The following is a 23,072-nucleotide window of genomic DNA, read 5'->3' on the forward strand; positions in this document are numbered from 1 at the left end:
GAGACCCCATGGACATTCTCTACCAGATCCGCGCCCGCCAGGATTCCTTCAGCGCTGGCGAAGGGCGTATCGCCAAGCTGATGCTTGATGACGTGGGCTTTGCCGCGTCGGCCAGTCTGGAAGAGTTGTCGCAACGGGCCGAGGTCAGCACAGCGACCTTGTCGCGGTTTGCGCGCAGCGTGGGTTGCCGCGACTTGCGTGACTTGCGCCTGCAATTGGCCCAAGCCAGCGGCGTCGGCAGCCGCTTTCTGGACCCGGCGGGGTTGCCGGAGCAGTCGGCGTTTCATCGGCAGATTCTCAGCGATATCGAATTGACCTTGCGTCAGCATCTGTCAGGTTTTAACCAGGCAAGTTTTGTCCACGCCGTCAGCCTGTTAGGCAAAGCGCGGATGATTCACGCGTTCGGCATGGGCGGCCCGTCGAGCCTGTGCAGTGAGGAGTTGCAGGTGCGACTGGTGCGCCTGGGTTACCCGATTGCCGCGTGCCGCGATCCGGTGATGATGCGTGTGACGGCCGCGACGCTGGGCCCTGAGCATGCCCTGATCGTTTGCTCGCTCTCCGGCCTCACGCCCGAGTTGTTGGATGTGGTGAGGCTGGCGCGCAACTACGACACCCCCATCGTCGCCATCACTTTGGCCGACTCTGCGCTGGCCCAGTTGGCAGACGTGTTGCTGCCACTGCAACCGGCCGAAACCAGTTTTATCTACAAGCCCACGGCGGCACGCTACGGCATGCTGTTGGCCATCGACCTGCTCGCTACCGAGCTGGCGCTGGCCATGCCGGACGACAACCAGGAGCGCCTGCGCCGGATCAAGCTGGCCCTGGACGACTATCGCGGCGGCCCCGATAGCCTGCCGCTTGGAGATTGATATGAAGTACGACACGCTGATTCGCCAGGCGCTGATCATTGATGGCAGCAACTCCCCGGGTTATGTCGCGGATGTCGGTGTGCGGGCAGGGCGGATCGCAACGATTGGCGACCTGTCGACCGCGCAGGCCGAGCACGCAATCGCGGCCAATGGCCGGGTGTTGGCGCCGGGCTTTATCGACGTGCACACCCACGATGACACGGTAGTGATCCGTCACCCGCAGATGTTGCCCAAGCTCAGCCAGGGTGTGACCACGGTGATTGTCGGCAACTGTGGCATCAGCGCCTCGCCGGTCAATTTGCGCAGCGACCCGCCGGACCCGATGAACCTGTTGGGTTCGCGTGAAGCGTTCGTTTATCCGCGGTTTGCCGATTACCGTGCGGCTGTGGAAAGCGCGCATCCGGCGGTCAACGTCGCCGCGCTGATCGGCCATACGGCCCTGCGCAGCAACCATATGGACGACCTGCACCGCACCGCCACGCCCGATGAAATTGCCGCCATGCGCATGCAATTGCAGCAAAGCCTGGAGGCCGGTGCGCTGGGTTTATCCACAGGTCTGGCCTACGCCAGCGCATTCAATGCCGAGACCGATGAAGTGCTGCAACTGAGTGAAGAACTGACGGCCTTCGGTGCGGTGTACACCACCCATTTGCGCAGTGAATTCGAACCGGTGCTGGAGGCGATGGACGAGGCGTTTCTGATTGGCCGACATGCCCAGGTGCCGGTGATTATTTCTCACCTGAAATGTGCGGGCGCGGGGAACTGGGGGCGGAGTCCGCAGCTATTGGCGTCGCTGGAGCTGGCGGCGAAAACCCATCCGGTGGGCTGTGATTGCTATCCCTATGCGGCCAGCTCGTCGACGCTGGATTTGAAGCAGGTCACGGATGCGTTTCGCATCACCATCACCTGGTCGACGCCACACCCGGAGGTCGGCGGGCGCGACTTGCAGGATATCGCCGCCGAGTGGGAGGTTTCGCTGCTGGACGCAGCACGTCGCCTGCAACCGGCAGGGGCGGTGTACTACGGGATGGATGAGGCGGATGTACGCCGCATCCTCGCGCATCCGCTGTCGATGGTCGGCTCTGATGGTTTGCCTGAAGACCCGTTCCCCCATCCACGGTTGTGGGGCGCGTTTCCGCGAGTGCTGGGGCATTTCAGCCGGGATGTGGGATTGTTCCCGCTGCACACGGCGGTGCACAAAATGACGGGGTTGTCGGCGGCGCGTTTTGGCTTGGCCGAGCGTGGCGAAATTCGTGAAGGGTATTGGGCTGACCTGGTGTTGTTCGACCCGTTGCACGTGCGCGATGTGGCGGATTTCAAAGCGCCACAGCGCGCCGCTGAGGGCATTGATGGCGTGTGGATCAACGGGGTGTTGAGCTACAGCGATGGTCAGGCCAATGGTCAGCGGCCGGGGCGATTCCTGGCGCGCAATGGGGATTTGCGTGGTGGGTTTTCGTCTCTATAGTGGGCGCTTTCATACACGGAGCTGTCGCCATGCACTTAGGAAAAGTCACCCCCATTTTGCGGATTTTCGACGAGGCCAAAGCGTTGGAATTCTACGTCGAGTTCCTCGGGTTCAAGGTCGACTGGCAGCACCGCTTCGAGGCGAATTTTCCGTTGTATTTGCAGGTGTCGTTGGGCGAATGTGTGCTGCATTTATCCGAGCATCATGGCGATGCTTCGCCGGGGTCGGCGGTGCGGATTCAGGCGCAAGAGGTGGACGCGTATCAGCAGCAGTTGCTGGCCAAAGATTACCGTTATGCCAAGCCTGGGGTTGAGGAAACGCCGTGGGGCTCGCGGGAGATGAGCATCAGTGATCCGTTTGGGAATCGGCTGGTGTTTGTTGAGGAAGGCGAGGGCTGATGGGTAAATTGCAGGCAATAAAAAACCGCCTTAGTAGGGCGGTTTTTTATTGCAAACCCAGTTTGCGGCTGGGGTTGCTATCTCAAAAGACGCATCGACCTGCAGTTGGATACTACCGCTGGTCATGTCATCACGCAAGACGGAATGATGGCCGGCATGCTTACTTTAGGCATCCTTTCTCTTGCTTGATTTGACTGCAAACTCTTTCAATGAATCTATCAGGCGATACTGGATATTTGACCACTGTTCGACACACCTTAGACGGGAATGTTGGTTAGGATCTTCCCCGTTCTGCGTTTGTCGCTTTTTAGGTGAGCCGGGTATGCGCGCGAATTCTGGACCGACCGCCACGGGCTAGTAATCCGTGCCGGATTGATGCGGAAGGACCATTAGCCCGGCCACCTCAAAGGACGTATCGATCTGCGTCTGAAGGCTCACGTGTTCCGGTAAGTGCGCTGGAGGTAAGGCCCAACTCAAGGAGGGCCGAGTATGTCTAAGTTTGCACGACGTACGTGGAACCTCGTAGTGAATGCCCTGCGTGTTTATCACGTGTGGACACTCCTGCGGGACAGCTTTGATGACCTGTAAGGTCTGAGAAGTGGAGCCGCCTCGGCTTAAATCGAGGCGGCTTTTTGGTTTTTTAAACCCGGAAATGACTGACCATCTGCTGCAACTGGCTGCCCAAACGCGCCAGTTCCACACTCGACTTCGCTGTCTCGTCACTCGCCGTTGCGGTCTGCTCCGACACATCACGCACGTTCACAATGCTGCGGCTGATCTCTTCAGCCACGGCGCTTTGCTGCTCGGCCGCCGCTGCAATCTGCTGGTTCATCGACTGGATGTTCGACACCGTACGGGTGATGTTTTCCAGCGACACACCGGCCTTACGGGTCAGCTCGACGCTGCTGTCGGTGAGGCTGCGGCTGTTGTTCATCACAGTAGCCACTTGTTGGGTGCCGTTCTGCAAACCCGCCACCAGGCCTTCGATTTCTTCGGTGGATTTTTGGGTGCGTTGGGCCAGGCCACGGACTTCGTCGGCGACCACGGCAAACCCACGACCGGCTTCACCGGCACGCGCCGCTTCAATCGCGGCGTTGAGCGCCAGCAGGTTGGTCTGCTCGGCCACGGCCTTGATCACATCCATCACGCTGCCGATCTTGTTGCTCTCTTGTTGCAGGTGCGTCATGGCGTCGGTGGAACGTGCCACTTCAGCGGCCAGGCGTTCGATCTGGGCGATGGCTTCGGCCACCACTTTGTCACCTGCGCGGGCTTGGCCGTCAGCATCGGCAGCGGCCAGGGACGCCTGCTCGGCGTTGCGCGCAACTTCCTGCACCGTGGCAGTCATTTCGTGCATAGCGGTGGCGACTTGATCGGTCTCGATCTTCTGGCTGTTGACGCCGGCACTGGTCTGCTCGGTGACGGCCGACAGCTCTTCGGCAGCGCTGGCGATCTGGGTCACGCCGTCGCGAATACCACTGATCAATTCACGCAGGGTGGTGCCCATGCGCTGGATGCCTTGTTGCAACACGCCCAGTTCGTCACGACGGGTCACTTGGATGTTGTGGCTCAGGTCGCCGGAGGCAATGCGCTCCACCACGGCCAGGGTTTCCTGGATCGGGCGCGTGATCTGGCGGGTAATCACCCAGGCCGCGATGACGCCGACCAGCAGGGCCAGAAAAGTGCTGATCAACTGCAGGCTGCGGGCCTGGGCGCTTTCGGCGTCGCGGCGATCCAACTGAATGTCATACAGCTTGTCGCTGATGGTGACGATATCGGCGCCTTGCGTGGTCATTTCGGCACGGGCGCTGACGATATTGGCGTTGGCTGCCTTGTAGCTCTGCACGGCGCTGCGATAGGCGCCCAGTGCAGTTTCCAGTGAGGTCAATGCGCTTTGTTGACTGCTGCCAAACGCAGCGTTGAGACCTTTCAAGCCACCGATGGCTTTCTCGATTTGCGCAGCGGCGCGGGCTTCGGTCTCTGCGTTGACCGTGTTGGTGTAACCGCGCACTTCATAACGGGCCAGCTGGAACTCTTCCTTGGCGTTGGTTATAGCCTGGTATTGCGTGTAGCGCTCCGGGCTGTCGGGCATCTGCTGCGCGGTGGTGTCCAGTGCTTCGATCTGGGCATTGGCAATATCAGCCTTGTCGCCCATGACCTGGCGCGCGGCATTGCCGTTACGGTAGGCCTCGCGCATTTTGTTCAGCGACTGTTGGTAAGCGGTGATGACGGCTTTCTGGTCGGTGAGCAGCTTGCGGTTTTCCGGGCTCTTGAAGCTGTCCAACAGCTTCTGTTGCTGGGCGGCGAAGGCGTCCAGGCTAGTCTGTACGTTCTGTGCCACGGCCTCATCGCCGTTTGCCAGCATGTACTGCAGGCGCACGATACGCAGTTTTGTCAGGGAGGCGTTGAGCTGGGTGATGTCGCTCATCCAGTTGCTACGGTCGATCAGCCCGCCCAGGCTGGTCCAGCCGGTCAGTGCCAGGATCGAGGTGAGGACCAGCACCAGGCCGAAGCCCAGGCCGAGTTTGAGGTTGACGCTGATGTTGCCGAACCAGCTATTCATCGAATGCTCCGCAAGAATGATGTATGTCTGCTGGACGGTGTTGTTGTTTGAGCCAGCCAAAGTGTGTAGGGCTGTATCGGCGACGAGAGATGAATCTGAAGTACTTTTCTTACCGCTGCGACGAAGGGTCGCCATTGCCTGGCAGCAATGGCGACCCTCGGGGCTCACAGTAGGGCGGCGGGCACCACGGTCAGCCTGAGGCACGACGCAGCCCTCTGGCTCATGTGCACGGTATTGCGTGCGACCCGTGGATGACTGGCTTGGCCTGAGGGTTCGCCGCTGTTGGGGTTGACGTCAAAACGCGGGAAATTACTGCTGGCAATGTCCAGGCGCAGTCGATGGCCGCGTTTGAACAGGTTGCAGGTGGCAAAGGGCTCGATCAGCACCTTGACCCGCTCGCCGGGCGTGAGCAGCGTCGGCTGTTCCCAGGATTCGCGATAGCGGCAGCGTCGGAGGCCATCGGTAATGTTCATCGCGAAGCCGTCGGGATAATCGATGCTCGGTGGATACACGTCCACCAGCTTGGCGGTGAAATCGGTGTCAGGCGCGTTGCTGTCGATCCACAACTCAATCTGTACGCTGCCTGCAACGATCAGGTCTTCGTCGAGTGGTTCGGTCTGGAAACTCAGTACATCTTCGCGTTCATTTAGTGGGCTGTTGTCGCCTCGGGTGCCGAAGAAGTCAGGGCGTTCACGTTGGTCGAAAGCACCGCCCACAAATACCGGGGCGCCGGAGGTCAGCGCGCCACCAATGGTCGGAACCGGGTGAGCGGGGTCGGCGATGTAGCTCATGTGAGCGTCGAGGTCGGATGGAGCGCTCGGGGTCAGTTGTGTTTGCGCATTCAAGTACAGGGTCAGCGTCTGGCTGCCCGGCAATGGCCATTGCGTCGATTGCAGCCAGCGTCCGCCGTGTTGCAGGCGGCCGTTGGGGTCGCGTTTGCCGTTGCCGCCGCCCATCAGAAAAACATCCACACGGGTCTCTGCGGGCTGAGGCGACGGTTTGAGGGATTGCTCGAACCACGCCAGGCGGCAACTCAGCCAGTCTCGATCAACCTGGCCATCGAACACCGCCTGCGGCCCGAACTCCACATCTCCGCTGTGGCTGATATTGCGGTCGCCATGCAGCCACGGGCCCATTACCAACTGAAGGTTCGCGGTGCCGTTGTGTTCAAAGGCGTTGTAGTTGGCCAGGGTGGAGCTGACATAGGCGTCGTACCAGCTGGACATGAACAACACGGGAATATCGGGCAACTGCGAATAATGGCCTTCGGCGTAGATACCCGACTTGCGCCAATAGTCACTGAAGTCGCCCTGGGCCCATTGGTCCAGTATGTAGGCCTCGTATTCCGGTACATGGCGCAAGGGCGACTGGCCGGGTTGCCAGGGCATACGGGTAAACCACTGGTGAATATCCTCTTGCTCCAGCGCTTGACGAATGTATGGGTCGGCCAGGGCAGCCGGGCTTTCCTTGGCCTGGCGAAAGGCCCACGTAGCCTGTTTGAGCTCGAATGCGCCGCCCTGGCGAATGCCGCACTGGTAAGCGTTGGCGAAGCCGCCGCTGTCGAGCACCATGCTGCTCAAACCAGGTGGGTGCAGGCAAGCCATCGCCAGTTGGGTATGAGCGGCGTAAGACAGGCCCATGCTGCCAATTTTGCCGTTGCACCAGGGCTGCCGGACGATCCAGGCCAAGGTGTCAAAACCGTCTTCGCCCTCAGCGGTGTATTTGGTGAACAGCCCTTCGGAGGCATAGCGCCCTCGGCAGTCCTGGAAGATGGCGACAAAGCCTCGTTCAGTCAAACGCGCTGCCATCTGTTCGCGGGAGATGTGCTGGCCGTCCAGCTGTTTTTCCGAGCGTGAGGGTTTGCTCTTGTCGTACGGCGTGCGTTCGATGACGACTGGAAAGGGGCCGTCGCTGCCGGTCGGCAAATAGATATCGGTAGCCAGGTGGATGCCATCACGCATCGCAACCATTTGGTTGTGCAGGGTTTGCATGGGGAAAACACTCATCGACTCAGTAACCGCTCGTGACCGCGATGGCCAACAACACCATCGCCAGCACGGCGTAGATCAGGAACAGCGGCAGGATATAGCGGGCCCATTGGCCCCAGCCGACGTTAGCGGTGGCCAGTAACACCAGCAGGCCGCTGGAGGTCGGGGTGATCATGTTGGTCAGGCCATTACCCATCAGAAAGGCGAGCACAGTGGTCTGCGGGCTAACGCCAGACAGTTGGCCCAGCGGGCCGAAGATTGGCATGGTCACCGCAGCCTGGCCCGACGTAGACGGGATCAACACATCCAAACCCAGTTGCGCGAAGAACATGCCGTAGGCCGACACAATCGGACCGTGGTCGCCCACCAGGTTGGCCAGGCTGTTGACGATGGTGTCCAGTACCTGGCCAGTGCTGAGGATGATCTCCACCGCGGTGGCCAGGCCGATCAGCACCCCGGCAATCAATACTTTCTTCATGCCATCGACGAACGCACTGGCGGCGACGCTGGCACCCAGCCCGGCGATCACACTGAACGTCACGGTCAGGAGCAAGTAGAACGCCGACAGCTCATGGTATTTCCATGCCCAGCGGTTAGAGGCGTAGACCAGGAAACCGATGCCCACCAGCAGCACGATCAGATTGATCAGGTGGCGCGTGGGCAAGGGTCTACGCTCGAACGTTATTTGCGCCGTCGCATCGAAACCGTGCTGGCGAATACTCCACAACACGAACGCAATGCCCACCAGCAGGAAGGTGCAGTAGGCCAATACGCGCATGCTCAAACCACTGAATATCGGCAACCCGACCATCGGCTGGGCGACGGACAACGCCACCGGATTAGAGATCGACGCCAGATAGCCGATCTTCACCGAAATCGCGACGATGGCCAGCCCAATCAGGTTCGACAGCCCCAGCCGGTTGGCCATGGCGACCATCAGCGGCACGATCAGAATGAACTCCTTGGCCAAGCCCATGAACGTACTGCCAGCGGAAAACACCAGCATCAGGCTCGGCACCAGCACGTAGATATTGCCTCGGGTCAAACCCAGCAGGCGCTCCAGCCCGGCATCGATGACGCCGGCCTTGTTCAACACGCCGAACATGCCACCGATGAACAACACCATGAAAATCAACGCCGCGCGTTTCTCGATGCCTTGAGGGATGGCCATGAACCCTTCGACCAGCGACACCGGGCGGGCCGTCGTATCGCCAGCCTTGCGCGGCTCCAGCGCAAACAGTTGGCTCAGGCTGTCGTGTTTTTCCAGCACCTGATAAGAGCCCGGTACCACCAGCCCATTCTGGCGCTCAAACTTGCCTGCGTTCACCGCGTAGGTGAAGGCCACGGCAAGCAAGACGATGCTCAGGAGGATAATGGCCGGGTTGATCTGTTTGCGTTGCGTGGGTTTTTCCACCACCGCTTGGGTGGGGATGATCTGTGATTCGCTCATGCTGGCTGCCCCGGCGTTCGCCGTTTTTGTTATGGGGGAGTGACGCGTGTGGAGCGGACACTAGGGCAAAGTTTTTATGGCGACAACGTTATGCGCAGGCTGGATTGGGCTATGCGTTTTGTGCGTTCAGGCGCTGTTTGAGATGCTCGGCAAACGCCGTCACCACCGGTGGGCGTGGCTCGTTAGCGCGATAGGCCAGGCCGAAAGAATAGGGCAGCGTTGGTCGAAAAGGCCGGGTAACGATCGGTAAATGCAGGAAGTGGCTGGCCAGCAAACCGTTGACGATCGACACCCCGAGGCCTTCGGCGACAAAGCTGCACGCCGCCCCCACCGAGTGCACTTCGACACGTACCTGCGGCGTGAGGTTGGCGGCGCGAAACACTTGGTTCAACTCCGCCCGCAAGGCCCTTTGTCGTCCCAGCATGACCAGCGGCAGATTGCGCAGATGCTGCACCTCGATACAGGCGTGGCGGGTCAGTGGGTGGTTGGCGGGCATCACGCAAACGCCCTCGGTTTGGAGCACGGGCTCAATGTCGAAGTCGGGAATTTCCGTCGGCAATCGCACAAAACCCAAGTCGGCTGAGCGATCCAACACGGCACGCTCGATCATGTCATACGAGCCGGTAAGCAACTCGACGACGATGTCCTCATGGCTTTTGAGAAACTCCGCGACGATGCGAGGCAACAGCTCCTGGGTCATGCTGGTGGGCACTCCGACCTTGAGCAGGCTCTTGCGCGAGCGGCCCACGCGCATCTCGTCAGCCAAGCGTTGGATGCGTTGCATGCCGTCTACCAGGCTGGCGACTTCCATCAACAACTCTTCTGCTTCTGCGGTGGCCATCAGGCGGCCCTTTTTGCGCAGAAACAAGGTGAAGCCCAAGGCCTCTTCCAGTTGGCTCAACAGGCGGCTGACGGCCGATTGCGATAGGCCCATGCGCGTTGCCGCGCCGATGGTCGAGCCGGTGGACATGATCGCCTTGAAGGCTTCGAGCTGCTTGAGATTCACCGTGGTTTTCCTGTCGGTTGCGAGGGGCGAGCGGTGCTTTGCGCATAGCCTGATGCGCATCTCGCATAACGTTGTGGGGCTTTCGATGAGCCGCTAGTGTCCGCTCCAACGCGACGTGCCGTCCAGTGCATGGCGCGGTGCAACTGCCCATAAAAAACCACAACAGGCATTGAGGAAACAGTTATGCGCGAGTTTTTCACGCGGGGGAAAATCGCGTCGGTGGGCGTGTTGGCGAGCCTGTCACCGGTGCTTCTGGCTCAGGGTTTCTGGGAAGACTCCCAGGGTCGATTGACCTTGCGTAACTTTTACTTCAACGACGATTACCGTGATGGTGGCGAGGATCGCAAGGAGTGGGCGCAGGGCTTTTTGCTCAACCTGCAGTCGGGTTATACCGAGGGCACGGTGGGGTTTGGCCTGGACGCGTTGGGGCTGACAGGCCTGCGCCTTGACTCCAGCCCCACCCATGCCGGCACCGGTTTATTGCCGGTGCACGATGACGGTCACGCGGCCAGCGAGTTCTCCAGTTTAGGCGTCACCCTGAAGATGCGTTGGGGCGATACCGTGGTGAAAGCCGGCACGTTGTTGCCGAAGATTCCGGTGCTGGTGCAAAACGACGGGCGCCTGCTGCCGCAGACGTTCCAGGGCGCTCAGTTGGAATACACCGGTATTCGCAACCTGTACCTGCACACCGGGCACCTGGATAAATTCAAGCAGCGAAACTCCACCGACAGCGTGGCCATTTATCCCCAGGGCTACAGCGGCAAGGAAGGCAGCGCCTTCGATTTCGCGGGTGCCACTTATGCCTTCACACCACGCCTGAGTGGCACTTGGTATTACGGCGAAATGCGAGAGTTCTATCGCCAGCAATTTGTCGGCCTTGTGCATAAACAGCCTGTGGGCAGCGGTACGCTGACCAGTGACTTGCGTTATTTCATCAGCAATGAGGCGGGAGAGGCGCGCAACGGCAAGGTCGACAGTGACATGGTCAGTGGGCTGTTCACCTACCGTCTGGGCGCGCAGGCGTTCGGCGTCGGTTATCAGAAGGTCAGCGGGGACACCGCGTTGCCTTATGCCAGTGTCTCAACGGTGTATTCCTTCAGTAACGCCGGCGTGGGCAAGTTCATCCAGGCCGGTGAGCAAACCTGGATGCTGCGCTACGACTACGATTTCGCCGCAGTGCTGCCAGGCTTAAGTTTTATGACCCGCTATTACAAAGGACAGAACGGTGATTACAAGGGGCGTGAAGCGCGGGAGTGGGAATCTGACACCAACCTGCGCTACGTCATCCAGGACAGTACCTTCAAAGGCCTGGGCGTGGAGTTGCGCAAGGCGACCTATCGTTCGACCTATGCCAGCGACCGAGACAACTACCGACTCTACCTGACATACGACCTGGCCCTTTGGTAGCCGGAAAGGGGGCTGATCAGCGGCCGGTCTTGTGTGCTAGTCTGCGGGCCCTTTTAGTTTTGGATGGCACGGGAAATCGTGCTGCCCTACAGCGGAGCCTCTTCATGTCCGAAGTTAATCTGTCCACCGACGAAACCCGCGTCAGCTACGGTATCGGCCGTCAGTTGGGCGACCAACTGCGCGACAACCCGCCACCGGGCGTTAGCATCGACGCCATCCTGGCTGGCCTGACCGACGCTTTCGCAGGTAAGCCAAGCCGCGTTGACCAAGAGCAAATGGCTGCCAGCTTCAAAGTTATCCGCGAAATCATGCAAGCTGAAGCGGCTGCCAAGGCTGAAGCGGCTGCTGGCGCTGGCCTGGCGTTCCTGGCTGAAAACGCCAAGCGTGATGGCATCACCACCCTGGCTTCCGGTCTGCAATTTGAAGTGCTGACCGCCGGTGATGGCGCCAAGCCGACCCGTGAAGACCAAGTGCGTACTCACTACCACGGCACTCTGATCGACGGCACCGTGTTCGACAGCTCCTACGAGCGTGGCCAGCCTGCAGAATTCCCGGTTGGCGGCGTGATCGCTGGCTGGACCGAAGCCCTGCAACTGATGAATGCCGGCAGCAAATGGCGTCTGTACGTGCCGAGCGAACTGGCTTACGGCGCTCAAGGCGTTGGCAGCATCCCGCCGCACAGCGTTCTGGTGTTCGACGTTGAGCTGCTCGACGTTCTGTAATACTCGGTAATGTTGGCGCCGGTTTCAGGTCGGAGCTGGCTTGCCTGCGATGGCATCAACTCGGTAGCCGGTAGGGCCGAGTCGTTTGGATCGCGGGCAAGCCCGGCTCTCGCATGAAGCAGGTGCACTCAAGTTGTGCAGGGTATCTCATGGATGGAACTTGCCATTGAGGTCCGTGGCCGGGCGCAACGCCCGGGCATAGCAGAACAGAAACAGGTTGCGCACCACTTCCTTCAGCACCCCAGGTTCACTGGAACTCAGGCCGTTCACGTCCAGGTCGCCTTGATCCTGCAGCTCATTGAGCGCTTCTTCTTCCAGCACCGCACAGACTTCACCGGTTTCCCGATGCAGGATTCGCAGGTAAGGGTGTGGTCGGTCCAGCCAGGCATCTATCAAATAAGTCATGGTCATTCTCCTTGAGAGTTTCAATGAGAATAATTCTTATTAGCAGAATAGCAAGTGCCTATTGGCGATTTGCAGATTTTTCTGTGGGGATAGTGCGTTCGATCAACGGGGAGGCAAAACGCCATCCCGCGGCGGGCGCGGGATGGATGCAGCAGATTCAGACTTTGCGTACAAACTCAGACTTGAGTTTCATCGGGCCGATACCGTCGATCTTGCAATCGATATCGTGGTCGCCGTCGCACAAGCGGATGTTCTTGACCTTGGTACCGACTTTGACCACCAGGGACGTGCCTTTGACCTTGAGGTCCTTGATCACCGTGATGGTGTCGCCGTCTTGCAGGACGTTGCCTACAGAGTCTTTCTTCACGGTTTCATCGCTGGCCGCTTCGGCCTCGCCACTGGCGGACCACTCATGGGCGCATTCCGGGCAGATCAGCTGGGCGCCGTCTTCGTAGGTGTATTCGGAATTGCATTTCGGGCAGGGTGGCAACGTGCTCACTAAAGCTCCTTGAAAGTCAGGAATGGCTAAAGTCGCACATTATATAGGGTTTTGTAGTTGTAGCGGGGCAGCGAGTTGCTAATGGGGTCTAAATGTGGGAGCAGGCTTGCTCGCGAAGGCGTCGGGTCAGTAACACTTTCGGTGACTGACACTCCGCATTCGCGAGCAAGCCCGCTCCCACACAAGCCTGCGCTCGCAGATATTGCTCAGTGCGTGCGGGCTACCGCAAACTCACTCAGCTCGACCAGGGCGTCCCGGTATTCGCTGGCAGGCAGGACTTCCAGGCACTTGATGGCGCGAGCTACGTAGTCACGCGCCAGTTGTGCGGTGTACTCCAGAGAGCCCGAAGCGTCCACGGCGGCACGGATGGCTTCCAGGTCTTCGATGCCGCCTTTCTGGATTGCCTTGCGCACCAGGGCAGCTTGTTCCGGTGTACCTTCGCGCATGGTGTAGATCAGCGGCAGAGTCGGCTTGCCTTCGGCCAGATCGTCACCGACGTTCTTGCCCAGGGTCTCGGCGTCGCCTTTATAGTCGAGCAGGTCGTCTACCAGTTGGAACGCCACGCCCAGATGGTCACCAAAGGTGCGCAGGGCTTCGGCTTGTTCGGCAGTGGCGCCGCAGAGGGCGGCGGCACTGTGAGTGGAGGCCTCGAAGAGCATCGCGGTTTTGCCGCGAATCACTTCCATGTAGGTTTCTTCGGTAGTGCTGGCGTCCCGAACCTTCGACAGCTGCAACACTTCGCCTTCGGCGATGATGCGTGTGGCCTGTGAAAGAATCTTCATCACTGGCATCGAGCCCAGCTCGACCATCATTTCGAACGAGCGCGAGTAGAGGAAATCGCCGACCAGCACGCTTGGGGCGTTGCCCCACATTGCATTGGCCGTCTCGCGGCCACGACGCATGCCGGACATGTCGACCACGTCGTCATGCAGCAGGGTGGCGGTGTGCAGGAATTCGATGGTGGCGGCCAGCAGGCGCAGGTCATCGCCTTCGCGGCCCAGGGCCTTGCCACACAGCAACACTAATAAAGGACGCAGGCGTTTGCCGCCCGCCGACGTAATGTAGTCGCCAATTTTGGAGACCAGCGGCACTTTAGACGTCAGCTGCTGCTTGATGATGCCGTCGACGGCGCTAAAATCGTCCGCGACCGCGCGGTAGAAAGCTTGGGGTTGCATCAGCGACAGTCGCTCCAGAAGGGTTGCGCGGCATGCTAGGACCCAGGCCCGACACTGTCAAGGCGCGATAGACGGCCTCTTGCAACACCCATTTACCTTGCGTACAATCGCGCACCCTGAACTTCCTGGGCAGCACCTGCCTTACGCAATTGCATTCGGGACGTCCATCCCATGCAGCCATGCCAGCCAATACCTCTTCTTATAAAGCGCTGGGTGAGCAGGATTATCGGAGAAATACCATGTCGTACGCAGTAATTGTTACTGGTGGCAAGCAATACAAGGTCGCCCCAGGTGAATACCTGAAGATCGAAAAACTGGAAATCGCTACCGGCGAATCCGTTACCTTTGATCGCGTTCTGTTGGTCGCCAATGGCGATGACGTGAACATCGGCGCTCCAGTTGTTGCTGGCGCTACCGTTGTGGCTGAAGTGATCTCCCAAGGTCGTCACGATAAAGTCCGCATCATCAAGTTCCGTCGTCGTAAGCACCACATGAAGCGTATGGGCCACCGCCAGTGGTACACCGAGATCAAAATCACCGGTATTCAGGCTTAATTTCAGCCTAATTCCTCACTAGGAGAATTGACTCATGGCACACAAAAAAGCTGGTGGTAGTACCCGTAACGGTCGCGACTCAGAAGCCAAACGCCTTGGCGTTAAGATGTATGGCGGCCAGAAAATTATTCCGGGCAACATCATCGTGCGTCAGCGCGGCACCCAATTCCACGCCGGTTACGGTGTTGGCATGGGTAAAGATCACACCCTCTTCGCTAAAATCGAAGGCGTGATCAAGTTTGAAGTAAAAGGCGCGTTCAACCGCCGTTACGTGAGCGTTGTCGCCGCTTAATTGCGCGATCGCTGGAAAAGCCCTGTCTCGCGACGGGGCTTTTTCGTTTGTGGAGTGAGTCTCTTGCAAAGCTGTTTGTGATGGGCTCAGGCGCTGGATAGGCGGTTGTTGTTTGAGGTCGCTGCGCTCATTTTTGCAAGAGTCTTATGTCTTGGTTTCTTAAGCTCGTCCATGCGACGAGAGGCGTTTTGTTATGAAGTTCGTTGATGAAGTTTCCATCCGAGTAAAAGCAGGCGACGGCGGTAACGGTTGCATGAGTTTCCGTCGCGAAAAGTTCATCGAAAACGGTGGCCCTAACGGCGGCGACGGCGGTGATGGCGGTTCCATCTACATGATGGCCGACGAAAACCTCAACACCCTCGTCGACTACCGTTACACCCGGCACTTCGATGCCGAACGTGGCTCCAACGGCGGCAGCACCGACTGCACCGGTAAAAAAGGCGAAGACTTGGTGCTGCGCGTACCGGTCGGCACTACGATCATTGACTCCGCCACCCAGGAAGTTATTGGTGACCTGACCAAGGCCGGCCAAAAGCTGATGGTTGTGCAGGGCGGCTGGCATGGTCTGGGTAACACCCGATTCAAGTCCAGCACCAACCGCGCGCCACGCCAGACCACGCCGGGCAAGCCGGGCGAGCAGCGTGACCTCAAGCTGGAAATGAAAGTACTCGCAGACGTAGGCCTGTTGGGCCTGCCGAACGCCGGTAAGAGTACGTTCATTCGCTCGGTCTCGGCCGCCAAGCCGAAAGTCGCCGACTACCCGTTCACCACCCTAGTGCCAAACTTGGGCGTGGTCAGCGTCGACCGCTGGAAAAGCTTCGTGGTCGCCGACATTCCTGGCCTGATCGAAGGTGCTTCCGACGGCGCGGGCTTGGGGATTCGCTTCCTCAAGCATTTGTCGCGTACCCGTTTGCTGCTGCACCTCGTCGACATGGCGCCGCTGGATGACACCAGCGCCCCAGACGCCGCCGAAGTGATCGTCAGTGAGCTGACCAAGTTCAGCCCGGCCCTGGCCGAGCGTGATCGTTGGTTGGTGCTGAACAAGTGCGACCAGATTCTGGAAGAAGAGCACGAAGAGCGCGTCAAGGAAATCGTCGACCGCTTGGAGTGGGAAGGTCCGGTCTATGTGATCTCGGCCATCGCTAAAGAAGGCACCGAGCGCCTGACCCGCGACATCATGCGCTACCTGGAAGACCGCGCCGACCGCCTGGCGGCCGACCCGGTATTCAAGGCCGAACTGGCCGAGCTCGACCAGCAGATCGAAGACGAAGCCCGTGCCCAGTTGCAAGCCCTGGACGACCAGCGTGCCCTGCGCCGCAGCGGCGTGAAGTCGGTCCATGACATCGGCGACGATGATTGGGACGAAGAAGACGTGGATGATGAAGACGGTCCGGAAATCATTTACGTGCGCGACTGATTCGTTGCAGTAAACTTAAGCGCCGCTCTCTCGAGCGGCGTTTTGGTATCTGGGTTTTACGTAGTCAGTAATGTAGTCACGAATAACGTTATGGGCCGCGCTGGGTCGCGCAGCCCTCACTCTAAGGTTGAAGATAATGCGGAGCAAAGTGACAGGTGCGCAGCGCTGGGTCGTAAAGATCGGAAGTGCGCTGCTGACGGCGGATGGCAAAGGTCTGGATCGCGCAGCCATGAGCGTCTGGGTCGAGCAGATGGTGGCCTTGCATGAGGCCGGTGTTGAGTTGGTGCTGGTGTCGTCCGGGGCCGTTGCCGCCGGGATGAGCCGTCTCGGCTGGACCGCGCGACCCAGCGCGATGCACGAGCTGCAAGCCGCCGCCGCCATCGGCCAGATGGGCCTGGTGCAAGCCTGGGAGTCGAGCTTTGCCGAGCACGGCCGCCACACGGCGCAGATCCTGCTGACCCACGACGACCTCTCCGACCGCAAGCGCTACCTCAACGCCCGCAGCACCTTACGCGCCCTGGTGGAGCTTAAGGTGATCCCGGTGATCAACGAGAACGACACCGTGGTCACCGACGAAATCCGCTTCGGCGACAACGACACCTTGGCTGCACTGGTGGCCAACCTGGTCGAAGCTGACCTGCTGGTGATACTCACCGACCGCGACGGCATGTTCGACGCCGACCCGCGTAACAACCCCAATGCCCAGCTGATCTACGAGGCGCGCGCCGATGACCCGGCGCTGGACGCCGTGGCCGGCAGCGTTGGCGGTGCCCTGGGCCGTGGCGGCATGCAGACCAAGCTGCGTGCGGCACGCCTGGCTGCGCGTTCCGGCGCACACACCATCATCGTCGGTGGGCGCCTGGAACGCGTGCTGGATCGCCTCAAGGCCGGCGAGCGCATCGGTACGCTGTTGTCGCCGGAACGTGGCATGCTGGCGGCGCGCAAACAGTGGTTGGCCGGGCACCTGCAAACCCGTGGCACGCTGGTGCTGGACGATGGCGCCGTGTCGGCGCTGTCTCAAGGCAACAAGAGCTTGCTGCCGGTAGGCGTCAAATTGGTGCAAGGCAGCTTCCGCCGCGGCGAGATGGTGGTGTGCGTTACGCCGGACGGTCGTGAGATCGCCCGTGGTCTGGCTAACTACAGCGCCCTTGAAGCGCAGAAAATCATTGGACAATCGTCTGACGCGATTGTCGGACTATTGGGTTACATGGCCGAACCAGAATTGGTTCACCGCGATAACCTCATCCTGGTCTAAGCGAAGGAATACACGATGCGCGTAATGAAGGGATTACTTGGCCTGCTGCTGGCCATGCCGCTGCTGGCCTCGGCTGAAGAGATTGGTCAGGTGTCAACGGTGTTCAAGTTTGTCGGCCCCAACGACCGGATCGTGGTCGAAGCGTTTGATGACCCCAAGGTCGACGGCGTGACCTGCTACTTGTCGCGCGCCAAGACGGGCGGCGTGAAAGGTGGCTTGGGCCTGGCCGAAGACCGTGCCGAAGCTTCGATTGCTTGCCGTCAGGTCGGCCCGATTCACTTCAAGGGCGAACTCAAGGACGGCGACGAAGTGTTTAAGGAGCGAACTTCGCTGGTGTTCAAGACCATGCAGGTAGTGCGCTTCCTCGACAAAAAGCGCAATACCCTGGTTTACCTGGTCTACAGCGACCGTTTAATCGAAGGCAGCCCGCAAAACGCCGTTACGGCGATTCCGATTTTGCCTTGGCCGACCGCTCAGTAGTTCGCAGGCGAGTTTTGTAATCGGCGGCTATGATTGCAAGCTTGCGGTCTGTAATCTCGAACGGCCGCAACGTAAAAGAACATGGGATATCTGGAGTTCGTCATGAGTGCTTTCCACGACCTGAAACTCAAAGCTTTGGACGGTCAAGAGCTACCGCTGGCGCCCTTCAAGGGGCAAGTTGTGCTGGTGGTCAATGTGGCCTCCAAATGCGGCTTGACCCCCCAATACGCGGCGTTGGAAAACCTCTATCAGCAGTATAAAAGCCATGGGTTTACCGTACTTGGCTTGCCGTGCAACCAGTTTGCAGGCCAGGAGCCGGGCACCGAGGAAGAGATCCGGGCATTTTGCAGCCTCAACTATGGTGTGACGTTCCCGTTGGGCAGCAAGCTCGACGTCAATGGTCCGGAACGTCATCAGCTCTATCGCCTGCTGGCTGGCGAGGGTGCCGAGTTTCCTGGGGACATCACCTGGAATTTCGAGAAATTCCTGCTCGGCAAAGATGGGCGCGTACTGGCGCGCTTTTCGCCGCGTACCGCTCCGGATGACCCGACAATCGTGCAGGCCATCGAAAAAGCCTTGAGTTGAATCGGGCCCATGCGGCGAGGGAGCTTGCTTGCGCTGGACTGCGCAGCCGTCTCAAGCCCCTCATCACTACTACCCCTTAATCACCCCGATCAATAGTGCTACCCGGCACATCGCACTCCTCATATTATCCACATCATAAATTCCTTTCCCGTGGAGTGCTCCCATGCCTGTCCAAGCCTTGTTCAAACCCTTCCAACTCGGTGCGCTGCAGCTTTCGACCCGTGTGGTGATGGCGCCAATGACCCGTTCGTTCTCCCCCGGTGGCGTGCCCAATTCCAACGTCATCGAGTACTACCGCCGCCGCGCGGCCGCCGGCGTTGGCCTGATCATCACCGAAGGCACCGTGGTCGGCCATCAGGCGTCCAACGGCTACCCGAACGTCCCGCATTTTTACGGTGAGGCCGCGCTGGCCGGCTGGAAGAAAGTGGTCGACGCGGTGCACGCCGAAGGTGGCAAGATCGTCCCGCAACTGTGGCACGTGGGCAGCGTACGCCGTATCGGCACTGAGCCTGACGCCAGCGTGCCAGCCTACGGCCCGATGGAAAAACTCAAGGATGGCACTGTGGTGGTGCACGGCATGACCACCCAAGACATCAAGGACGTGATCAACGCCTTCGCCCAAGCCGCGAAGGACGCTCAAAGCATCGGTATGGACGGCGTAGAGATCCACGGCGCCCACGGTTACCTGATCGACCAGTTCTTCTGGGAAGGCACCAATCAGCGCACCGACGAATACGGCGGCAGCTTGGCCAAGCGTTCACGCTTTGCTATCGAACTGATTCAAGCCACCCGCGCCGCCGTAGGCCCGGACTTCCCGATCATCTTGCGTTTCTCGCAGTGGAAGCAGCAGGACTACACCGCACGTCTGGTGCAAACCCCTGAGGCGCTGGGTGAGTTTCTCCAGCCACTGTCTGACGCCGGTGTGGACATATTCCACTGCTCCACCCGACGTTTCTGGGAGCCTGAATTCGAGGGTTCCGACCTCAACCTGGCCGGCTGGACACGTCAGCTCACCGGCAAACCGACTATCACTGTCGGCAGCGTCGGCCTGGACGGGGAGTTCCTGCAATTCATGGTCAATACCGACAAGGTCGCGCAACCAGCAAGCCTGGAAAAACTGCTGGAACGCCTGAACAACGACGAGTTCGACTTGGTCGCTGTGGGCCGTGCCCTGCTGGTGGACCCAGATTGGGCGGTGAAGGTGCGCGAAGGTCGTGAAGGCGACATCTTGCCGTTCAGTCGTGAGGCGTTGACGACGTTGGTGTAAGGGGCGACAGGGCGGGCACCGGGTGCTCGTCCTTGCATACGCCGCGCAATTGCCTTTCGAACTGCTCGATAATCGCCGGCCAGCCCTGGCGGCTCGCATGCTGGCGGGCGTTCAAACGCATACGGCGCAAACTCTCCGCATCCTCCAGAAGCCAATTGGCGGCATCGCAAAACGCATCCTCATCACCCGGCATTGCCAGTACGCCGTTGTAACCATGGCGAATATGCTGGGTTGCGGCCGCTTGGTCGTAGGCCACCACCCCCAAACCTGAAGCCATGGCTTCCAGTACCACATTGCCGAAGGTTTCGGTCAGGCTGGGAAACAGAAATACGTCACCGGACGCGTAATGCCGGGCCAGTTCTTCGCCGCGCAGAGTGCCGCAGAAAATCGCCTCGGGCAGTTCCTTTTCCAGCATTCCCCGTTGCGGGCCATCGCCGACGATGATCAGTTTCATCTGGCGCAGTGGGTAGGTGTCTTGCAAGGTTTCGAAGCAGCGTTTAAGCAGGCCCAGGTTCTTTTCCTGTGCCAATCGGCCTACATGCAGTACGGCGATTTGCTCACTGTTTAATGCCCAACTTTCGCGCAGTACGTGATCGCGCTTGGCCGGGTGGAACAACTGGCTGTCGACGCCGCGTGAGAGCATCCCCAGGCGCTCGAAATTCCGACGCTCAAGCTCCAGGCGTTGGCTGGCACTGGGTACCAGGGTCAAAGTCGAACGGTTATGAAACCAGCGCAGGTAGTGCGTGACCATGCGGCTAAGCAGGCTCAAGCCGTATTGCTGGGAATACTGCTGAAAATTAGTGTGAAAGCCACTGACGACGCTGATCCCCAGGCGCCGTGCCGCACGTAACGCCGACAGCCCCAAAGGCCCTTCGGTGGCGATGTAGAGCACGTCGGGGCGCTGGCGAGTCCAGCGTCGCAGCAACTTGTGCATCGACGACTGGCCCCATTGCAGGCCCGGGTAACCCGGCAGCGGCCAGCCACGGCACAGCAGTAATGTGTCGTCGCTGGGGCGGCTCTGATCGCAGCCCTGGCGTGGGCGCACCAGCTCGACTTGATGGCCACGCGCGCGCAAACCTTCACACAGGCGCCCAAGGGTATTGGCCACCCCGTTGATTTCCGGCGGGAAGGTTTCGGTAATTAAGGTGATGTGAAGCGAAGCTGTCGTCATGACCCACAGTGTCGCCGTGGGCCATGTCGTCATTGTGTCATTAGTATGATGGATTTATGACTGGGTCACCTGGGGCGCGGCCATCGCGTCGGCGCCCTGTTCACGTACCCAGAACAGCGTGGCCCCGGCCACCGCTGCCGGCATCATCAGCAGGTTGACCACCGGCACCAGCAGCACCAGATAGACGATGCCGCCAAAACTCATGCTCTGCCAGCGCTTCTGACGCAGCCAGGCGAGCATCTCGTTCCACCCCAGCTTGTGGTTATCTGCCGGGTAGTCGATGTACTGGATCGCCATCATCCAAACGCCAAACAACAGCCATAGCGGCGCGGCGATCAGGTTGACCACGGGGATGAACGACAGGATAAACAGACCAATTGCGCGAGGCAGGAAGTAACCCAGTTTGCGCATTTCCCGGGCCAAGGTGCGCGGCACCATCGCCACTAGTTCGCCCCAACTGAACGGCGGGAAGTCGTCGGTGCCGCGCACAACCACTTCAACTTTCTCCGCGAGAAAGCCGTTGAACGGTGCGGCGATAATATTGGCCAGCATGGTGAAGGTGAAAAACACCATCAGCACCACCAGCACCACAAACAGCGGCCACAAAATGTAGCTGAGGAAGCTCAGCCAGCCAGGCAGCGTCGGCATCAAGGTGTCGACCCACAGGCTGAACTGATGGCCGGCGAAGTAGATCAAACCGACGAACAGCACCAGGTTGATCGCCAATGGCAGCAGCACAAATAGACGCAGGCCTGGGCTCAGCACCAGTTTGAGACCTTCGCGTAGGTATTGCGGGCCGGAAAGAGCGGGGGCGGGCATGGAGAACTCCGAGCAAGAAGACGAACGGGCCGACCTTACCGGCTTTGCATTCAACGCGAAAGCGCGGTCGATGTGGCGACATCAGCGGTAACAAAGGTGTCGATTAACCGAGCTGACTGCATAGAGACCGCCTATGAGCTGGATTGTTATTCCGTATTTCCTTAATCTTGCCCCCCTCGATACGCTGCACCCATTATTTTTCAGGACCTGCGAGTTCAAGCCTTCCCCAAGTGCTTCGCGGTCCTTTTTTATTCCAGCCGCCTTGTTTTCCGGGTGGTCGATAGGAGTGAGTCATGTCTGATACCCGTCATTCGCGAGTGATTATTCTCGGTTCCGGCCCTGCCGGTTACAGCGCTGCCGTTTACGCTGCCCGGGCCAACCTCAAGCCGCTGCTGATCACCGGCATGCAGGCGGGCGGTCAGTTGACCACCACCACTGAAGTCGACAATTGGCCGGGCGATGTCCATGGCCTGACCGGCCCAGTGTTGATGGAGCGTATGAAAGAACACGCCGAGCGGTTTGAAACCGAGATCGTTTTCGACCACATCAACCAAGTCGACTTCTCGAAAAAGCCTTACAGCCTGACCGGCGACAATGGCGTTTACACCTGTGACGCGCTGATCATTGCCACCGGCGCCAGCGCCCGTTACCTGGGTCTGCCGTCGGAAGAAGCGTTCATGGGCAAAGGCGTTTCCGCTTGCGCGACCTGCGACGGTTTCTTCTACCGCAACAAGCCGGTTGCCGTGGTCGGTGGCGGTAACACGGCGGTGGAAGAGGCACTGTACCTGGCCAACATCGCCAGCACCGTGACCTTGGTTCACCGTCGCGAAACCTTCCGCGCCGAGAAGATCCTGATCGACAAGCTGCACGCCCGTGTCGCTGAAGGCAAGATCATCCTCAAGCTCAACGCCACCCTGGATGAAGTCCTGGGCGACAACATGGGCGTGACCGGTGCCCGTCTGAAAAACAACGACGGCAGCTTCGACGAGCTGAAAGTCGACGGCGTGTTCATCGCCATCGGCCACACCCCGAACACCTCGCTGTTCGCAGGTGTGTTGGAAGCCAAGGACGGTTACCTGGTGGTGCAGGGCGGCCGTGAAGGCAACGCCACCGCCACCAACATCGAAGGTATCTTTGCCGCCGGTGACGTGGCTGACCACGTGTACCGCCAAGCCATCACCTCGGCCGGCGCCGGTTGCATGGCGGCCCTGGATGCCGAGCGTTACCTCGACGGTTTGAATGACGCTTCGTTCTAAACCCGTTGAAATAAAAAAACCGGCTGAGAGGC

22 protein-coding genes and 1 pseudogene are annotated in these 23,072 nt (G+C 59.6%); 13 read left to right on the forward strand and 10 right to left on the reverse strand.

Features of this window, described 5'->3' with window-relative positions; translation table 11 throughout:
• The first annotated feature begins 8 nt into the window (after positions 1-8).
• From FW764_RS25835 to FW764_RS25845, 3 genes are read left to right on the forward strand one after another with little or no spacing between them, the layout of a single operon-like run.
• Complete coding sequence (locus FW764_RS25835; RefSeq protein WP_446436355.1) at positions 9-869, forward strand: MurR/RpiR family transcriptional regulator; 861 nt, start codon at positions 9-11, stop codon at positions 867-869.
• 1 nt (position 870) lies between these two features.
• Positions 871-2,334, forward strand: coding sequence for an N-acyl-D-amino-acid deacylase family protein (locus tag FW764_RS25840; RefSeq protein ID WP_446436356.1), 1,464 nt, complete (start codon positions 871-873; stop codon positions 2,332-2,334).
• Between the two features lie 29 nt (positions 2,335-2,363).
• The gene (locus FW764_RS25845; RefSeq protein ID WP_446436357.1) at positions 2,364-2,732 is read left to right on the forward strand and encodes a glyoxalase superfamily protein; all 369 of its coding nucleotides are present in this window, start codon (positions 2,364-2,366) and stop codon (positions 2,730-2,732) included.
• Positions 2,733-3,372: 640 nt separating this feature from the next.
• Here the strand turns inward: FW764_RS25845 and FW764_RS25850 are convergent.
• The 5 genes and pseudogenes from FW764_RS25850 to FW764_RS25870 form a co-directional block, all read right to left on the reverse strand.
• Entirely contained in the window at positions 3,373-4,236 is an 864-nt protein-coding gene (locus FW764_RS25850; protein WP_371317720.1) for a methyl-accepting chemotaxis protein, read from the reverse strand.
• Positions 4,228-5,427 (reverse strand): annotated as a pseudogene (locus FW764_RS25855) (methyl-accepting chemotaxis protein); the annotation flags it as partial. The gene FW764_RS25850 and the pseudogene FW764_RS25855, both read right to left, overlap by 9 nt.
• Positions 5,428-5,456: 29 nt before the next feature.
• The gene (locus FW764_RS25860) at positions 5,457-7,283 is read right to left on the reverse strand and encodes a CocE/NonD family hydrolase (RefSeq protein ID WP_446436358.1); all 1,827 of its coding nucleotides are present in this window, start codon (positions 7,281-7,283) and stop codon (positions 5,457-5,459) included.
• Between the two features lie 19 nt (positions 7,284-7,302).
• On the reverse strand, positions 7,303-8,730 hold the full coding sequence (locus FW764_RS25865; RefSeq protein WP_446436359.1) for a YfcC family protein: 1,428 nt from the start codon (positions 8,728-8,730) through the stop codon (positions 7,303-7,305).
• A gap of 109 nt (positions 8,731-8,839) precedes the next feature.
• A complete protein-coding gene (locus FW764_RS25870; RefSeq protein ID WP_446436360.1) occupies positions 8,840-9,736 on the reverse strand; it encodes a LysR family transcriptional regulator in 897 nt (298 codons plus the stop codon).
• Between the two features lie 183 nt (positions 9,737-9,919).
• On the opposite strand from FW764_RS25870, the gene FW764_RS25875 reads away from it, so the two are divergent.
• Together FW764_RS25875 and FW764_RS25880 are read left to right on the forward strand one after the other, a co-directional pair.
• The gene (locus tag FW764_RS25875) at positions 9,920-11,143 is read left to right on the forward strand and encodes an OprD family porin (protein ID WP_446436361.1); all 1,224 of its coding nucleotides are present in this window, start codon (positions 9,920-9,922) and stop codon (positions 11,141-11,143) included.
• A 104-nt stretch (positions 11,144-11,247) separates the two neighbouring features.
• Complete coding sequence (locus FW764_RS25880; protein WP_053257950.1) at positions 11,248-11,865, forward strand: FKBP-type peptidyl-prolyl cis-trans isomerase; 618 nt, start codon at positions 11,248-11,250, stop codon at positions 11,863-11,865.
• Between the two features lie 147 nt (positions 11,866-12,012).
• On the opposite strand, the gene FW764_RS25885 is transcribed toward FW764_RS25880, so the two are convergent.
• From FW764_RS25885 to FW764_RS25895, 3 genes are all read right to left on the reverse strand, one after another.
• The gene (locus tag FW764_RS25885; RefSeq protein WP_005791321.1) at positions 12,013-12,270 is read right to left on the reverse strand and encodes a PA4570 family protein; all 258 of its coding nucleotides are present in this window, start codon (positions 12,268-12,270) and stop codon (positions 12,013-12,015) included.
• 157 nt (positions 12,271-12,427) lie between these two features.
• Positions 12,428-12,769, reverse strand: coding sequence for a zinc ribbon domain-containing protein YjdM (locus FW764_RS25890; protein ID WP_083356797.1), 342 nt, complete (start codon positions 12,767-12,769; stop codon positions 12,428-12,430).
• Between the two features lie 206 nt (positions 12,770-12,975).
• Positions 12,976-13,944 carry a polyprenyl synthetase family protein gene (locus FW764_RS25895; RefSeq protein WP_446436362.1) on the reverse strand — a complete coding sequence of 323 codons (969 nt, stop codon included), beginning with the start codon at positions 13,942-13,944 and terminating at the stop codon, positions 12,976-12,978.
• Positions 13,945-14,183: 239 nt separating this feature from the next.
• On the opposite strand from FW764_RS25895, the gene rplU reads away from it, so the two are divergent.
• The 7 genes from rplU to FW764_RS25930 all read left to right on the forward strand — a co-directional run bounded on the left by rplU (position 14,184) and on the right by FW764_RS25930 (position 19,794).
• The gene (gene rplU / locus FW764_RS25900; protein ID WP_003176051.1) at positions 14,184-14,498 is read left to right on the forward strand and encodes a 50S ribosomal protein L21; all 315 of its coding nucleotides are present in this window, start codon (positions 14,184-14,186) and stop codon (positions 14,496-14,498) included.
• Positions 14,499-14,532: 34 nt separating this feature from the next.
• The gene (gene rpmA / locus FW764_RS25905) at positions 14,533-14,790 is read left to right on the forward strand and encodes a 50S ribosomal protein L27 (protein ID WP_003176049.1); all 258 of its coding nucleotides are present in this window, start codon (positions 14,533-14,535) and stop codon (positions 14,788-14,790) included.
• Positions 14,791-14,983: 193 nt separating this feature from the next.
• Positions 14,984-16,207, forward strand: coding sequence for an Obg family GTPase CgtA (cgtA, locus tag FW764_RS25910; protein ID WP_017735024.1), 1,224 nt, complete (start codon positions 14,984-14,986; stop codon positions 16,205-16,207).
• A 136-nt stretch (positions 16,208-16,343) separates the two neighbouring features.
• The gene (gene proB, locus FW764_RS25915; protein ID WP_446436363.1) at positions 16,344-17,462 is read left to right on the forward strand and encodes a glutamate 5-kinase; all 1,119 of its coding nucleotides are present in this window, start codon (positions 16,344-16,346) and stop codon (positions 17,460-17,462) included.
• A gap of 15 nt (positions 17,463-17,477) precedes the next feature.
• Complete coding sequence (locus FW764_RS25920; protein ID WP_017137940.1) at positions 17,478-17,942, forward strand: CreA family protein; 465 nt, start codon at positions 17,478-17,480, stop codon at positions 17,940-17,942.
• A gap of 102 nt (positions 17,943-18,044) precedes the next feature.
• On the forward strand, positions 18,045-18,527 hold the full coding sequence (locus tag FW764_RS25925) for a glutathione peroxidase (protein WP_446436364.1): 483 nt from the start codon (positions 18,045-18,047) through the stop codon (positions 18,525-18,527).
• Between the two features lie 163 nt (positions 18,528-18,690).
• A complete protein-coding gene (locus tag FW764_RS25930; RefSeq protein WP_446436365.1) occupies positions 18,691-19,794 on the forward strand; it encodes an NADH:flavin oxidoreductase in 1,104 nt (367 codons plus the stop codon).
• Here the strand turns inward: FW764_RS25930 and FW764_RS25935 are convergent.
• Positions 19,763-20,965: a glycosyltransferase family 4 protein gene (locus FW764_RS25935; protein WP_446436366.1), complete on the reverse strand. Its 1,203-nt coding sequence runs from the start codon at positions 20,963-20,965 to the stop codon at positions 19,763-19,765. The genes FW764_RS25930 and FW764_RS25935 overlap by 32 nt on opposite strands.
• Positions 20,966-21,019: 54 nt before the next feature.
• Entirely contained in the window at positions 21,020-21,784 is a 765-nt protein-coding gene (gene cysZ / locus FW764_RS25940; protein WP_446436367.1) for a sulfate transporter CysZ, read from the reverse strand.
• A gap of 293 nt (positions 21,785-22,077) precedes the next feature.
• Between cysZ and trxB the strand changes: the two genes are divergently transcribed.
• Entirely contained in the window at positions 22,078-23,040 is a 963-nt protein-coding gene (gene trxB / locus FW764_RS25945; protein WP_446436368.1) for a thioredoxin-disulfide reductase, read from the forward strand.
• Positions 23,041-23,072 lie beyond the last annotated feature (32 nt).

It is taken from the genome of Pseudomonas sp. 1152_12 (genome assembly GCF_052850675.1).

Coding starts and splice junctions, on each gene's coding strand:
- FW764_RS25835 (WP_446436355.1), top strand. CDS start 9: ATGGACATTCTCTACCAGATCCGCGCCCGCCAGGATTCCTTCAGCGCT.
- FW764_RS25840 (WP_446436356.1), top strand. CDS start 871: ATGAAGTACGACACGCTGATTCGCCAGGCGCTGATCATTGATGGCAGC.
- FW764_RS25845 (WP_446436357.1), top strand. CDS start 2,364: ATGCACTTAGGAAAAGTCACCCCCATTTTGCGGATTTTCGACGAGGCC.
- FW764_RS25850 (WP_371317720.1), bottom strand. CDS start 4,236: ATGGGCACCACCCTGCGTGAATTGATCAGTGGTATTCGCGACGGCGTG.
- FW764_RS25860 (WP_446436358.1), bottom strand. CDS start 7,283: ATGCAAACCCTGCACAACCAAATGGTTGCGATGCGTGATGGCATCCAC.
- FW764_RS25865 (WP_446436359.1), bottom strand. CDS start 8,730: ATGAGCGAATCACAGATCATCCCCACCCAAGCGGTGGTGGAAAAACCC.
- FW764_RS25875 (WP_446436361.1), top strand. CDS start 9,920: ATGCGCGAGTTTTTCACGCGGGGGAAAATCGCGTCGGTGGGCGTGTTG.
- FW764_RS25880 (WP_053257950.1), top strand. CDS start 11,248: ATGTCCGAAGTTAATCTGTCCACCGACGAAACCCGCGTCAGCTACGGT.
- FW764_RS25885 (WP_005791321.1), bottom strand. CDS start 12,270: ATGACTTATTTGATAGATGCCTGGCTGGACCGACCACACCCTTACCTG.
- FW764_RS25895 (WP_446436362.1), bottom strand. CDS start 13,944: ATGCAACCCCAAGCTTTCTACCGCGCGGTCGCGGACGATTTTAGCGCC.
- rplU (WP_003176051.1), top strand. CDS start 14,184: ATGTCGTACGCAGTAATTGTTACTGGTGGCAAGCAATACAAGGTCGCC.
- rpmA (WP_003176049.1), top strand. CDS start 14,533: ATGGCACACAAAAAAGCTGGTGGTAGTACCCGTAACGGTCGCGACTCA.
- cgtA (WP_017735024.1), top strand. CDS start 14,984: ATGAAGTTCGTTGATGAAGTTTCCATCCGAGTAAAAGCAGGCGACGGC.
- proB (WP_446436363.1), top strand. CDS start 16,344: ATGCGGAGCAAAGTGACAGGTGCGCAGCGCTGGGTCGTAAAGATCGGA.
- FW764_RS25920 (WP_017137940.1), top strand. CDS start 17,478: ATGCGCGTAATGAAGGGATTACTTGGCCTGCTGCTGGCCATGCCGCTG.
- FW764_RS25925 (WP_446436364.1), top strand. CDS start 18,045: ATGAGTGCTTTCCACGACCTGAAACTCAAAGCTTTGGACGGTCAAGAG.
- FW764_RS25930 (WP_446436365.1), top strand. CDS start 18,691: ATGCCTGTCCAAGCCTTGTTCAAACCCTTCCAACTCGGTGCGCTGCAG.
- FW764_RS25935 (WP_446436366.1), bottom strand. CDS start 20,965: ATGACGACAGCTTCGCTTCACATCACCTTAATTACCGAAACCTTCCCG.
- cysZ (WP_446436367.1), bottom strand. CDS start 21,784: ATGCCCGCCCCCGCTCTTTCCGGCCCGCAATACCTACGCGAAGGTCTC.
- trxB (WP_446436368.1), top strand. CDS start 22,078: ATGTCTGATACCCGTCATTCGCGAGTGATTATTCTCGGTTCCGGCCCT.